Source organism: Micromonospora sp. KC213, from assembly GCF_004348325.1.
Taxonomy (GTDB): Bacteria; Actinomycetota; Actinomycetes; order Mycobacteriales; family Micromonosporaceae; genus Micromonospora.
Genome location: NZ_SMKF01000055.1, coordinates 1 through 12929 on the forward strand (window position 1 = coordinate 1; position 12929 = coordinate 12929).

Genomic DNA, 12929 nt, shown 5'->3' on the forward strand with positions numbered 1-12929 from the left:
ATCCTGACCCTCCGCCCGGCTACCCGAAGGAGCCCTCATGGCGCTGTTGACCGTCGCCGTCGTCCTGGTCGCCGCGCTCGGCCTGCTCAACCTGGTGCTGCTGCTCGGCGTGGTCCGGCGGCTGCGCGAGCACACCGACCTGCTCAACGACCGCCAGTCCCAGCCTCCCGAGGTGATGCTGGAGGTGGGCTCCATCCCCGGCGACTTCGTCTCCACCACCGTGCGGGGCGAGGTGCGCACCCGCGCCGACATCCCGCCGATGACGCTGGTGGCGTTCCTGACGCCGAGTTGTGAGCACTGCGAGGAGCAGGTGCCGCTGCTGATCGACCGGGCGCGGACCATGCCGGGCGGGGCGGAGCACGTCTGGGTCGTGGTGGTCGGCAAGGGCCCGGACACCGAGCCGTACGCGGCGCAGTTCGCCGGGCTGGCCACGGTCTTCGTCGAGCCGGGCAGCGGCCCGCTGCCGATCGCGTTCGGGGTCAAGGGCTTTCCGGCCTTCGGTCTGCTCGACGAGCGGGGGATCGTCGCGTCCACCGCGTTTGGTATCGCCCGTCTGGACCTGCCGGTGATGCGGTGACCGGCCCCCGGCTGGCCCCCGGTCGGGCCGTCCGGCACGCCGGGAAGGCCCTCGGGCTCACCTGGCGGGCCGCACCCGCGGGCACGGCCGGGGACCTGCTGCTGGCCGTCCTGGCCGGGCTGACGCCGGTGCTGGTCGCCGGGTTGACCAAGCTGGTGCTGGACAGGCTCACCGGTGAACGGGCGGGGGGCGCGTCGCTGGCCCTGCTCGGCGTCGGTCTGGCGGTCACCGCCGCGGTAGGGGTGGTGCTGCCGCACCTGCGCGCGTACGTCGAGAAGGAACGGAACCGGGCGGTGACCCGGCTGGTGCGCCGCCGGCTGCACGACGCCGTGTTGCGGCTGGTCGGCCTGGTCCGCTTGGAGGACCCGGAGTTCCAGGACCGGTTGCAGGCCGCCCAGCAGACCGGACACCTGGGGCCGACCCAGCTCACCGGCAACGGCCTCGGCGCGGTGCAGAGCCTGTTCGCCCTCAGCGGCTTCCTCGGCGTCCTGCTGCTGCTCAGTCCGGTGATCGGGCTGTTGGTGCTGGCCGCGGCACTGCCCACGCTCTGGATGCAGCTGCGCCTCAACCAGGCTCGCGCGGCGATGGTGCTGCACCTGGAGCACTTCCAGCGGCGCGATCTGTTCTTCGCCCAGCTGCTGGTGGGCGTGCCCGCTGCCAAGGAAGTCCGGCTCTTCGGTCTGGGCCGGTTCTTCGGCGACCGGATGCTCGACGAACTGCATGGCATGCACCGGGTCGAGCAGCGGCTGGACCGTCGCGAGCTTCGGGCCCAGGGACTGCTCGGGATGCTCGGCGCCGCGGTGGCCGGCGCCGGTGTCATCTACACCGTGACGGCGGCCGCCGCCGGCCGGTTGACCCCCGGCGACGTGGTGATCTACCTGGCCGCCGTGCCCGGCGTGCAGGGGGCGCTGGGTGGTCTGGTCAGCCAGCTCGGCGCGATCCACCGGGCGCTGCTGCTGTTCGACCACTACGACCAGGTCTGCCGGGCGGAGCCGGACCTGCCGGTGCCGGCCGACGCCCGGCCGGTGCCGCCGCTGCGCGACGGCATCGAGCTGCGTGACGTGTGGTTCCGGTACTCGCCCCGGCACCCCTGGGTGCTGCGCGGGGTCGACCTCTTCCTGCCGGCCGGTGGGACCACCGCGCTGGTCGGGCTGAACGGCGCGGGAAAGAGCACGCTGGTCAAGCTGCTGTGCCGGTTCTACGACCCGGAGCGCGGCACGATTCGGTGGGACGGCACCGACCTGCGCGAGTTCGACCCGGCGGCGCTGCGGGAGCGGCTCGGGGCGGTCTTCCAGGACTTCATGCCGTACGACCTCTCTGCTGCGGAGAACATCGCCGTCGGTGACCTCACCGCCCGCGACGACCCTGGGCGGCTGCGGGCCGCCGCACGGCAGGCCGGCGCCGACGAGGCCCTGACCGCGCTGCCCCGGGGCTACGACACCCTGCTCACCCGGATCTTCTTCGACGGTCCGGACCGGGACGACCCGCAGGCCGGGGTGGTGCTCTCCGGTGGTCAGTGGCAGCGGGTGGCCCTGGCCCGCGGCTTCCTGCGCGCCGATCGGGACCTGCTCATCCTCGACGAGCCCAGCTCCGGCCTGGACGCCGAGGCCGAACACGACCTGCACGCCCGGCTGCGCGAGCTGCGCCGCGGACGTACCAGCCTGCTCATCTCGCACCGGCTCAACGCCGTCCGGGACGCGGACACCATCGTGGTGCTGGCCGACGGTCGGATCGCCGAGCGCGGCCGGCACGACGAGCTGCTGGCCGCGGGCGGTGGATACGCCCGCCTCTTCACCCTCCAGGCCCGCGGCTACCGGGAGGACGCTCCCGCGCCGACGTGACCCGGTGGCTGCTCGAGGGCGGCCAGCTCGGCGGCGTAGAGCCGGACCAGCTCGCTCATGCGGTAGCGGCCGGGCCCGGCCGGCTCGACGAGCTGCGCCGCTACCAGCCGGTCGAGCGCCCGTACGGCTTCCTCGGGCGGCGCGCCGGTCAGCGAGGCGGCCAGCTCGGCGGTGACCGGCCCGGTCCGGGCCCCGCCCAGCCGGCGGAACAGCGGCGCTGCCCAGCCGAGCCGGCGGTAGCTCGCGGTCAGCCGGGGGCGCAGCCCGGTCTCCGCGAGCCGGTAGCGCTCGTCGCGCAGCAGCCGGGCCAGCCGCGCCATCGACCAGTGTGGGCCCTCGGCGAGCCGGCGGACCGCGGTACGCAGCGCCAGCGGCAGCCCTTCGCAGAGCGCGACGACCGCCGAGGCGGCCCCCGGCTCCTCGTCCACCCGGCGGTCCCCGGCGGCGGCTCGCAGCAGGGCCAGCCCATCGCCGGGCGGCAGCGGGTCCAACCGCAGCGGCCGGACGTCCCCATCGGGCACCGGGCAGCGGCTGGTGACCAGCAGCGCGCATCCGCCGCGTACCGGGAGCAGGCCGTCGACCTGCGCCGGGTCGGCGACGTTGTCGAGCACCAGCAGCACCCGGCGGCCGAACAACAGCGACCGGACCAGGGCTCGCGCCTCGGCCAGACCGGCCCGCTCCGCCTCGTTCACGGCGCCCCCCAACGAGCGCAGCACCCGGGCCGCCACCTCGACGGGGGAGAGCGGCGTGCCGGCCACCGACCCGCCCAGGTCGAGGTGGAGTTGGCCGTCGGGGAAGGCATCCAGCACCTCGGCCGCCGCCCGCAGCCCGAGGGCCGACTTGCCGGCGCCGGCCATGCCGTACACGGTCGCGGTCACGGGGCTGTCCCGGGCGGCGCGCAGCGCGGCGCGCAGCCGGACCAGCTCGGCGTGCCGGCCGACGAAGGGCGCGGTGGAGCAGGGAAGCTCGTGCGGCACCGGCGCGGCCCGCGATCCCGCGGGCCGGTCCCGGGCGCGGACGGTCGGGCGGCCCGTGGACGGCGGTGAACCAAGATCGCGACGCCGGACCGCGCGGTACAGGTCGGTCAGCTCCGGGCCCGGAGTGATCCCCAACTCGCCGGCGAGGGACCGACACGCGGCCCGGTACGTCTCCAGGGCGGCGGCCTGGTCGCCGGCCCGGCACTGGGCGGTCATCAGCAGCGCCCAGGCCGGCTCGCGCAGCGGGTTCTCCGCCAGGTGCCCGCGCAGCAAGGCCAGCAGCGCCGAACTGCCGGGGTCGCCGAGGTCGAGCCGGCAGGCGGCGTACGCCTCCAGGGCGGCGCCCCGTTGCTCGCGCAGCCCGTCGAACGCCGAGGCGGTCGCCGGCCCGTACGGCGGTGGTAGGTCCGTCGCGGACCAGAGCGCCAGTGCCCGCTCCAGCAGCGGCGCCGCGACATCCGGCGCGCCACGGCTCCAGGCCGCCCGCCCCTCGGCGGCCAGCCGCTCGAACTCCGCCGCGTCCAGCTCACCCGGACCGACCCGGAGCCGGTAGCCGCCGTGTTGGGCGTGCAACCGGGTCGGCTCGTCGGGCGTGGCGAGTAGGCGGCGTAGCTGGCTGGCGTGGCTGCGCAGATTCGCCACCGCCGACGCCGGGGCCGGCCCGGCCCACAACTCCTCGCGCAGCCGCTCGACCGGCACCGCGCCGCCGGCGTGCAGCAGAAGGGTGACCAGCATGGCGGCGGGGCGGCCGGCGGGCAGGCGTAGCGGCCGACCGTCGCGGCAGACCCGGACCGGGCCGAGAATCTGGAACGTCAGCGCCAATGCGACCTCCGTCGTGTGCCCCCGCGGGCCGGTCTCCCGACCCCACACCATCGCGCAGCCGATTATGCCAGTCGATGTGTTGCCGCGAGGGCCGGCGGCTGCCGCCACGTTGACCGGTCCGCCGCCACTCCGGCGACGCGGGGTGTGGCTGGCCTCACCTCGATCATCACCATGCACCAGGCTGCATGACCTTGCAGGAGCCAATCGCTGCTGTTAACCTTCACTGCATAGTCATGCGGAGGTAGGTATGAGTATCCGAGTTGCGGTCGCCGGGGCGAGCGGCTACGCCGGAGGCGAGCTGATCCGCCTGGTCGCCGGGCACCCGGGGTTCGACCTGGTGGCCACCACCGCGCACAGCCGGGCCGGGCACCGGCTCGACGTCGTACACCCGCAGCTCGCCGGGCTGGACATGGTCCTCGGCGAGACGGACGCGGCGGCGCTGACCGACGCGGACCTGGTCTTCCTCGCCCTGCCACACAGCCAGTCGGCGGCTCTGGCCGCTCAACTCCCGCCCGAGGTGCGGATCGTCGACCTGGGCGCCGACCACCGCCTCGCCGACCCCGCCGCCTGGGCCAACTACTACGGCGGGTCGCACGCGGGGCAGTGGACCTACGGCCTGCCCGAGTTGCCCGGTCAGCGGGAGCTGATCGCCGGCTCCACCCGGGTGGCCAACACGGGCTGCTACGCCGCCGCGATCACCCTCGCGCTGGCCCCGCTGGTCGCCGCCGGCGCGGTCCGTCCCGCCGACGTGGTGGTCGTGGCCGCCTCCGGCACCTCCGGGGCGGGCCGGGCCGCCAAGGAACACCTGCTCGGCAGCGAGGTGATGGGCGACCTGTCGCCCTACAAGGTCGGCGCCCACCAACACGTGCCGGAGATCAAGCAGGCCACCGGGGCCACCAGCCTCTCCTTCACCCCCGTCCTCGCGCCCATGCCCCGCGGCATCCTGGCCACCGTCACCGCCGTCCCCACCGGCGACACCGACCCGCGGGCCGTGCTGGCCGAGGCGTACGCCGACGCGCCGTTCGTGCACCTGCTGCCCGAGGGTGCCTGGCCGCACACCGCCGCCACCGTCGGCTCGAACTCCTGCCACCTCCAGGCCGGCATCGACGCCGACTCCGGTCGGGTGATCGTGGTCAGCGCCATCGACAACCTCGGCAAGGGCGCGGCCGGGCAGGCCGTGCAGAACGCCAACCTGATGCTCGGTCTCCCCGAGACCACCGGCCTGTCGACCTTCGGAGTCGCACCATGACCGTCACCGTCCCCCGCGGCTTCCGGGCCGCCGGCGTCGCCGCCGGCCTGAAGACCGGCGGGGCCCCCGACGTGGCCCTCGTCGTCAACGACGGCCCCGACGCCGGGGCCGCCGGCGTCTTCACCGCCAACCGGGTCAAGGCCGCGCCGGTCCTCTGGTCCCAGCAGGTCGTCCGCGGTGGCGTGGTCCGCGCCGTGCTGCTCAACTCCGGCGGCGCCAACGCCTGCACCGGCCCCGCCGGTTTCCAGGACACCCACGCCACCGCCGAGCACACCGCAGCCGCGCTCACCTCGGTCAGCCCCCGGCTGAGGCTCGGCGCCGGTGAGGTCGCGGTCTGCTCGACCGGCCTGATCGGCGAGCGGCTGCCCATGGACAAGCTCCTGCCGGGCGTACGCGCCGCGATCCGCGCGCTCGCCCGTGACGGCGGGCCCGCAGCCGCCGAGGCGATCATGACCACGGACACCCGGCCGAAGACCACCGTCGCCACGGGCAGCGGCTGGACCGTCGGAGGCATGGCCAAGGGCGCGGGCATGCTCGCCCCCGCCATGGCCACCATGCTCTGCGTGCTCACCACCGACGCGGTGGCCGGGCCGCAGTCCCTCGACGCCGCGCTGCGCGCCGCCACCCGGGTCACCTTCGACCGGATCGACTCCGACGGCTGCATGTCCACCAACGACACGGTGTTGCTGCTGTCCAGCGGCGCGTCGGGTATCGAGCCCACCGAGGCGGAACTCACCGCCGCGGTCACCACCGCCTGCCACGATCTCGCCCAGCAGTTGCTCGCCGACGCCGAGGGCGCCACCAAGCAGATCGCCATCGAGGTGGTCGGCGCGGCCGGCGAGAACGACGCGGTGGAGGTGGGCCGGTCGGTGGCCCGGAACAACCTGGTCAAGACGGCACTGTTCGGCAACGACCCGAACTGGGGGCGGATCCTCGCCGCGGTCGGCACCACCACCGCCGCCTTCGAACCGGACGGCGTGGACGTCGCCGTGAACGGCATCTGGGTGTGCCGTTCCGGGGCCGCCGCCGAGGACCGCTCCAAGGTGGACCTCACCGCCCGGGACGTCACCATCCGCATCGACCTGCACTCCGGCGACGCCGCGGCGACGATCTGGACCAACGACCTGTCACACGCGTACGTGCACGAGAACTCGGCCTACTCCACATGAGCGACAACGCGGACCTCACCCGGGCCCAGGCCAAGGCCGAGACGCTGATCGAGGCCCTACCCTGGCTGGCCCGCCTCTCCGGGGCCACCGTCGTGGTCAAGTACGGCGGCAACGCCATGGTCGACCCCGAACTGCAGCGCGCCTTCGCCGCCGACATGGTCTTCCTCCGGTACGCCGGGCTCAAGCCGGTCGTGGTGCACGGCGGCGGCCCACAGATCTCCGCCATGCTGGGCCGGCTCGGCATCGCCAGCGAGTTCAAGGGCGGTTTGCGGGTCACCACCCCCGAGGCGATGGACGTCGTCCGGATGGTGCTCGTCGGGCAGGTCGGCCGGGAACTCGTCGGGCTGATCAACGCGCACGGCCCGTTCGCGGTCGGCCTCTCCGGCGAGGACGCCGGCCTGTTCACCGCCGTGCGACGACCGGCGTACGTCGACGGCGAGCCGGTCGACGTCGGGCAGGTCGGCGACGTGGAGTCGGTCGACGTCTCCGCGGTGGCCGACCTGATCGCCGCCGGCCGGATCCCGGTGATCTCCACCGTCGCGCCGGACACCGACGGGGTGCTGCACAACCTCAACGCCGACACCGCCGCCGCGGCGCTCGCCGTGGCCCTCGACGCGCGCAAGCTGGTCGTCCTCACCGACGTCCCCGGCCTGTACGCCGACTGGCCCGACCGGAACAGCCTGGTCAGCGAGATCACCGCCGACGAGCTGGCGGCACTGCTGCCGTCCCTGCAGTCGGGGATGGTGCCGAAAATGGAGGCATGCCTGCGGGCGGTGCGCGGCGGCGTGCCCGCCGCACACGTCGTCGACGGCCGGGTCGCCCACTCCACGCTGCTGGAGGTCTTCACCTCGGAAGGGTTCGGAACGATGGTGATCGCATGAGCAATCTGGTGCAGCGCTGGGGCCAGACCATGATGGACAACTACGGCGTCCCGCCGCTGGCGCTGGTCTCCGGCTCCGGCGCCGTCGTCGTCGACGAGGCCGGCCGGGAGTACGTCGACCTGCTCGGCGGCATCGCGGTCAACGCCCTCGGGCACGCCCACCCGGCTGTGGTGGCCGCCGTCTCCAGGCAGGTCGCCACCCTCGGGCACGTCTCCAACCTGTTCGTCGCCGAACCCCCGGTGGCCCTCGCCGAGCTGCTGCTGGCCCTGGCCGGCCGGCCCGGCCGGGTCTTCTTCGCCAACTCCGGGGCCGAGGCCAACGAGGCCGCGTTCAAGCTGTCCCGGCTCACCGGCCGTGGGCACGTGGTCGCCACCCAGGGCGGTTTCCACGGGCGGACGATGGGCGCCCTGGCGCTCACCGGCCAGCCGGCCAAGGCCGACCCGTTCCGGCCGCTACCCGGCGAGGTCACCCACGTGCCGTACGGGGATGCGGCCGCACTGGAGGCGGCGGTCACCGACGCCACCGCCATGGTGATCCTGGAGCCGATCCAGGGCGAGAACGGCGTGGTCGTGCCGCCGGCCGGCTACCTGGCCGAGGCCCGGCGGATCACCGCCCGACACGGCGCGCTGCTGGTCCTCGACGAGGTGCAGACCGGGATCGGCCGGACCGGGCACTGGTTCGCCCACCAGGCCGAGGGCGTCGAGCCGGACGTGGTGACGCTGGCCAAGGGGCTCGGCGGAGGGCTACCGATCGCCGCCTGTCTCGCCTTCGGTCGGGCCGCCGACCTGCTCGGTCCCGGCTCGCACGGCACCACCTTCGGCGGCAACCCGGTCAGCTGTGCCGCCGCCCTCGCGGTGATCTCGACCATCGCCAGCGAAGGGCTGCTCGACCACGTCAAGCGGACGGGGGAGCGGTTGCGTCGAGGCGTCGAGGCGCTCGCCCACCCGCTCGTCGCCGAGGTACGCGGCGCCGGCCTGCTGCTCGGCATCGTGTTCACCGCCCCGGTCTCCGGCCTGGTCACCGCCGCCCTGCGCGACGCGGGTTTCCTGGTCAACCCGGTGCAGCCGGGGGTGGTGCGGCTCGCGCCGCCGCTGATCCTCACCGCCGCCCAGGTCGACGCCTTCCTCACCGCCCTCCCCGCCGCCCTCGACGCGGCGGCTCCCGCCGCGCCCACCACGACGGAGGTCAGCGCATGATCCGGCACTTCCTGCGGGACGACGATCTCACCCCGGCCGAGCAGTCGGCGGTGCTCGACATCGCGGCGCGGATGAAGGCCGACCGGTTCGCGTTCCAGCCGCTGGCCGGGCCGCGCTCGGTGGCCGTGCTCTTCGACAAGCAGAGCCTGCGTACCCGGTTCTCCTTCGACGTGGGCATCGCCGAATTGGGCGGCCATCCGCTGGTGGTGGACACCCAGGTCACCCACTTCGGTCGGGGGGAGACCCTCGCCGACGCCGGCCGTGTGCTGTCCCGCTACGTCGCGGCGATCGTGCTGCGCACCCACGGCGACGACCGGATCGCCGAGGTCGCCGCGCACGCCACGGTGCCGGTGGTCAACGCCCTCACCGACACCTACCACCCCTGCCAGCTCCTGGCCGACCTGCTCACCGTCCAGGAGCGGTTCGGCGCCACCGCCGGACGGACCCTGACGTACCTGGGCGACGCGGCGAACAACATGGCGCACTCGTACCTGCTGGCCGGAGCGAGTGCCGGGATGCACGTCCGGGTCGCCGGGCCGGCCGGATTCCAGCCGGCGCCGGACGTGGTGGCCCGGGCCGAGAAGATCGCCGTCGGCACCGGCGGAAGCGTCCGGGTGCTCGTCGACCCGGTGGAGGCGGTACGCGGCGCGCACGTCGTGGCCACCGACACCTGGACCTCGATGGGTCAGGAGGCCGACGGGCTGGACCGGATCACCCCGTTCCTGCCGTACCAGGTCAACGACGCGCTGCTGGGCCATGCCGCAGCGGAGGCCATCGTGCTGCACTGCCTGCCCGCGCACCGGGGCGAGGAGATCACCGACGAGGTGCTCGACGGGCCGCGCAGCGCCGTGTTCGACCAGGCGGAGAACCGCCTGCACGCCCAGAAGGCGCTGCTGACCTTCCTGCTGGAGGCGTCCGGACGCACGGCGGGGAAGAAGACGACCCGGTGACCGCGCCGTCGACCCGCGCCGCCCGGCACGGCCGTATCGTCGAGCTGATCCGGGACAAGGCGATCCGTTCGCAGACCGAGCTGGCCGACCTGCTCGCCGCGGACGGTATCCAGGTCACCCAGGCCACCCTGTCGCGGGACCTCAAGGAACTGGGTGCGGTCACCGCCCGGGGCGGCGACGGGCGGGCGGTGTACGTCATCCCCGAGGACGGCCACCGGCCGTTGCGCGACGCCGAGGCGGCCCCCGCCCGGCTGGTGCGGCTGCTGCGTGAGCTGCTCAACGGGGTCGACTCCAGTGGCAACATCGCCGTGCTGCGCACCCCGCCGGGCGCAGCCCACTACCTGGCCAGCGCGTTGGACCGAGCGGGCCTGCCCGAGGTCGTCGGCACCATCGCCGGCGACGACACCATCCTCGTCGTGGCCCGCGAGGCCGACGGCGGGGCCGCGCTCGGCGACCAGCTCGCCGGTTGGGCCCGCCGGGAAGAGAACGTCGAAGGGAACACCACACCATGACCGAGCGGGTCGTCCTGGCGTACTCCGGGGGTCTCGACACCTCCGTCGCCATTCCCTATCTGGCCGAGCAGACCGGCGCCGAGGTGATCGCGGTCGCGGTCGACGTCGGGCAGGGCGGCGAGGACCTCGACGCCATCCGGCAGCGCGCCCTGGACTGCGGGGCCGTCGAGTCCGAGGTGGTCGACGCGCGCGACGAGTTCGCCGCCGACTACTGCCTGCCCGCCATCCGGGCCAACGCCCTCTACATGGACCGGTACCCGCTGGTCTCCGCGCTGTCCCGGCCGCTGATCGTCAAGCACCTGGTGGCCGCGGCCCGCAAGCACGGCGGCACCATCGTGTCGCACGGCTGCACCGGCAAGGGCAACGACCAGGTCCGCTTCGAGGTCGGCCTGGGCGCGCTCGCCCCCGACCTGAAGATCGTCGCCCCGGCCCGGGACTTCGCCTGGACCCGGGACAAGGCGATCGCCTTCGCCGAGGAGAAGGGCCTGCCGATCGACGTGTCGGCCAAGTCGCCGTACTCGATCGACCAGAACCTGTGGGGCCGTGCCGTCGAGACGGGCTTCCTGGAGGACATCTGGAACGCCCCCATCGAGGACCTGTACTCGTACACCGCCGACCCGGCCGAGCCGCGCGACGCCGACGAGGTCGTCATCACCTTCGACGCCGGCGTGCCGGTCGCCATCGACGGCGAGACCGTCACCCCGTACCAGGCGATCCTGGAGCTGAACCGGCGGGCCGGCGCCCAGGGCGTCGGCCGGCTCGACATGGTCGAGGACCGCCTGGTCGGGATCAAGAGCCGGGAGGTGTACGAGGCCCCCGGCGCGATCGCGCTGATCACCGCGCACCAGGAGCTGGAGGCGGTCACCGTCGAGCGGGACCTGGCCCGGTTCAAGAAGAGCGTCGACCAGCGGTGGGGCGAGCTCGTCTACGACGGCCTGTGGTTCTCGCCGCTGAAGGACAGCCTGGACGCCTTCATCGACGACGCGCAGCGGCACGTCTCCGGCGAGGTGCGGCTGACCCTGCACGGCGGTCGGGCCACCGTCACCGGCCGGCGATCCGAGGCCAGCCTCTACGACTTCGGCATGGCCACCTACGACACCGGTGACACCTTCGACCAGTCGCTCGCCAAGGGCTTCGTGCAGCTGTGGGGCCTGCCCAGCAAGATGGCCGCCGCGCGGGACGCCCGGTTGGGTGGTTCCTGACCGTGGCCACCACAATAGGCGGCGTGGACGACAAGAGCCTGACCGAGAACAGTGCCGCCACCAACCGGACGAGCCTGTGGGGTGGCCGGTTCGCCGGCGGCCCCGCCGAGGCCCTCGCGCGGCTGTCGGTGAGCGTGCAGTTCGACTGGCGTCTCGCCCCGTACGACATCGCCGGTTCCCGGGCGCACGCCCGGGTGCTGGCCGGTGCGGGCCTGCTCGACCCGGATGAGCTGGGCCGTATCCTGGCGGCGTTGGACGACCTGGAGGCGGCCTGCGCCTCCGGGCAGTTCCGCCCGACCGTCGACGACGAGGACGTGCACACCGCGCTGGAGCGCGGCCTGCTGGAGCGGCTCGGCAGTCTCGGCGGCAAGCTGCGCGCCGGCCGGTCCCGCAACGACCAGGTCGCCACCGACCTGCGGCTCTACCTGCGTGATCACGCCCGCGGCGTGGCGGTGCGGCTGGTCGAGCTGGCCGAGGCCCTGGTGGAGCAGGCGGAGCGGCACGTGGAGACGGCCGCGCCCGGCATGACCCACCTCCAGCACGCCCAGCCGGTCACCTTCGGGCACTGGCTGCTGGCCCACGTGCAGCCGCTGCTGCGGGACCTGGAGCGGCTGCGCGACTGGGACCACCGCACGGCGGTCAGCCCGCTCGGCGCGGGGGCGCTCGCCGGTTCGGGCCTGCCGCTGGACCCGGTGGCCGTGGCCAAGGAGCTGGGTTTCCGGACGTCCTTCGCCAACTCGATGGACGCGGTGGCCGACCGGGACTTCGTGGCCGAGTTCCTCTTCGTCACCGCGCTGATCGGGGTGCACCTGTCCCGCCTCGGCGAGGAGGTGGTGCTCTGGACGTCGCAGGAGTTCGGCTGGGTGGAGTTGGACGATGCCTTCGCGACCGGTTCGTCGATCATGCCGCAGAAGAAGAACGCGGACGTCGCCGAGCTGGCCCGGGGCAAGTCCGGCCGCCTGGTCGGCGGGTTGATGAGCGTGCTCACCATGCTCAAGGGCCTGCCCATGACCTACGACCGGGACATGCAGGAGGACAAGGAGCCGGCCTTCGACGCGGTCGACACCCTGGAGCTGCTGCTGCCCGCCCTCGCCGGGATGATCTCCACGATGACGGTGCGGGTGGACCGGCTCGTCGCCGCCGCGCCGGTCGGCTACTCGCTGGCCACCGAGGTCGCCGACTGGCTGGTCCGCCGGGGCGTGCCGTTCCGCGACGCGCACGAGATCACCGGCAAGCTGGTGGCGCTCTGCGTGGCCCGGGACTGCGCCCTCGACGAGGTCTCCGACGACGATCTGGCCGCGGTCAGCGAGCACCTCGACCCGAGCGTGCGGGACGTGCTGTCGGTCCGCTCGGCGCTGGCCGCCCGGACCACCCCCGGCTCCACCGGCCCCGGCCCGGTGGCCGACCAGCTCGCCGCCGCCGCGGACAAGCTGGCCGGCTGGCGGGAGTGGGCCGCCGAGCGGGTCGTACCCCGCTGAGAGCGCCGGACGTGGCGCGCGGGCACTGCGCCCGCGCGCCACGTCGCCGTCACGGCCGTCGCGCAGTGCCCCCAC

11 protein-coding genes are annotated in these 12929 nt (G+C 74.1%); 10 read left to right on the plus strand and 1 reads right to left on the minus strand.

Annotated features, from left to right (window positions below; genetic code table 11):
• Positions 1-37: 37 nt before the first annotated feature.
• Entirely contained in the window at positions 38-577 is a 540-nt protein-coding gene (locus E1166_RS13845) for a hypothetical protein (protein WP_132339032.1), read from the plus strand.
• Entirely contained in the window at positions 574-2418 is a 1845-nt protein-coding gene (locus E1166_RS13850; RefSeq protein ID WP_132339034.1) for an ABC transporter ATP-binding protein, read from the plus strand. The genes E1166_RS13845 and E1166_RS13850 overlap by 4 nt, the downstream gene beginning before the upstream one ends.
• Here the strand turns inward: E1166_RS13850 and E1166_RS13855 are convergent.
• Complete coding sequence (locus tag E1166_RS13855) at positions 2388-4217, minus strand: AfsR/SARP family transcriptional regulator (protein WP_165944333.1); 1830 nt, start codon at positions 4215-4217, stop codon at positions 2388-2390. The genes E1166_RS13850 and E1166_RS13855 overlap by 31 nt on opposite strands.
• A gap of 247 nt (positions 4218-4464) precedes the next feature.
• Here E1166_RS13855 and argC point away from each other — a divergent pair, with 247 nt between their 5' ends.
• From argC to argH, 8 genes are read left to right on the plus strand one after another with little or no spacing between them, the layout of a single operon-like run.
• Positions 4465-5466 carry an N-acetyl-gamma-glutamyl-phosphate reductase gene (gene argC / locus E1166_RS13860; protein ID WP_132339039.1) on the plus strand — a complete coding sequence of 334 codons (1002 nt, stop codon included), beginning with the start codon at positions 4465-4467 and terminating at the stop codon, positions 5464-5466.
• Entirely contained in the window at positions 5463-6635 is a 1173-nt protein-coding gene (gene argJ, locus E1166_RS13865) for a bifunctional glutamate N-acetyltransferase/amino-acid acetyltransferase ArgJ (RefSeq protein WP_132339041.1), read from the plus strand. The genes argC and argJ overlap by 4 nt, the downstream gene beginning before the upstream one ends.
• On the plus strand, positions 6632-7516 hold the full coding sequence (gene argB, locus E1166_RS13870; RefSeq protein ID WP_132339043.1) for an acetylglutamate kinase: 885 nt from the start codon (positions 6632-6634) through the stop codon (positions 7514-7516). The genes argJ and argB overlap by 4 nt, the downstream gene beginning before the upstream one ends.
• Positions 7513-8712, plus strand: coding sequence for an acetylornithine transaminase (locus E1166_RS13875; RefSeq protein WP_132339045.1), 1200 nt, complete (start codon positions 7513-7515; stop codon positions 8710-8712). The genes argB and E1166_RS13875 overlap by 4 nt, the downstream gene beginning before the upstream one ends.
• The gene (argF, locus tag E1166_RS13880) at positions 8709-9662 is read left to right on the plus strand and encodes an ornithine carbamoyltransferase (RefSeq protein ID WP_132339047.1); all 954 of its coding nucleotides are present in this window, start codon (positions 8709-8711) and stop codon (positions 9660-9662) included. Before E1166_RS13875 ends, argF begins: the two co-directional genes overlap by 4 nt.
• Positions 9659-10174, plus strand: coding sequence for an arginine repressor (locus tag E1166_RS13885; protein WP_132339049.1), 516 nt, complete (start codon positions 9659-9661; stop codon positions 10172-10174). The genes argF and E1166_RS13885 overlap by 4 nt, the downstream gene beginning before the upstream one ends.
• A complete protein-coding gene (locus E1166_RS13890) occupies positions 10171-11376 on the plus strand; it encodes an argininosuccinate synthase (protein WP_132339051.1) in 1206 nt (401 codons plus the stop codon). Before E1166_RS13885 ends, E1166_RS13890 begins: the two co-directional genes overlap by 4 nt.
• Before the next feature lie 14 nt (positions 11377-11390).
• Positions 11391-12854, plus strand: coding sequence for an argininosuccinate lyase (gene argH, locus E1166_RS13895; RefSeq protein ID WP_132268519.1), 1464 nt, complete (start codon positions 11391-11393; stop codon positions 12852-12854).
• The last annotated feature ends 75 nt before the right edge of the window (positions 12855-12929 follow it).

Coding starts and splice junctions, on each gene's coding strand:
- argC (WP_132339039.1), top strand. CDS start 4,465: ATGAGTATCCGAGTTGCGGTCGCCGGGGCGAGCGGCTACGCCGGAGGC.
- argJ (WP_132339041.1), top strand. CDS start 5,463: ATGACCGTCACCGTCCCCCGCGGCTTCCGGGCCGCCGGCGTCGCCGCC.
- E1166_RS13875 (WP_132339045.1), top strand. CDS start 7,513: ATGAGCAATCTGGTGCAGCGCTGGGGCCAGACCATGATGGACAACTAC.
- E1166_RS13890 (WP_132339051.1), top strand. CDS start 10,171: ATGACCGAGCGGGTCGTCCTGGCGTACTCCGGGGGTCTCGACACCTCC.
- argF (WP_132339047.1), top strand. CDS start 8,709: ATGATCCGGCACTTCCTGCGGGACGACGATCTCACCCCGGCCGAGCAG.
- E1166_RS13845 (WP_132339032.1), top strand. CDS start 38: ATGGCGCTGTTGACCGTCGCCGTCGTCCTGGTCGCCGCGCTCGGCCTG.
- argB (WP_132339043.1), top strand. CDS start 6,632: ATGAGCGACAACGCGGACCTCACCCGGGCCCAGGCCAAGGCCGAGACG.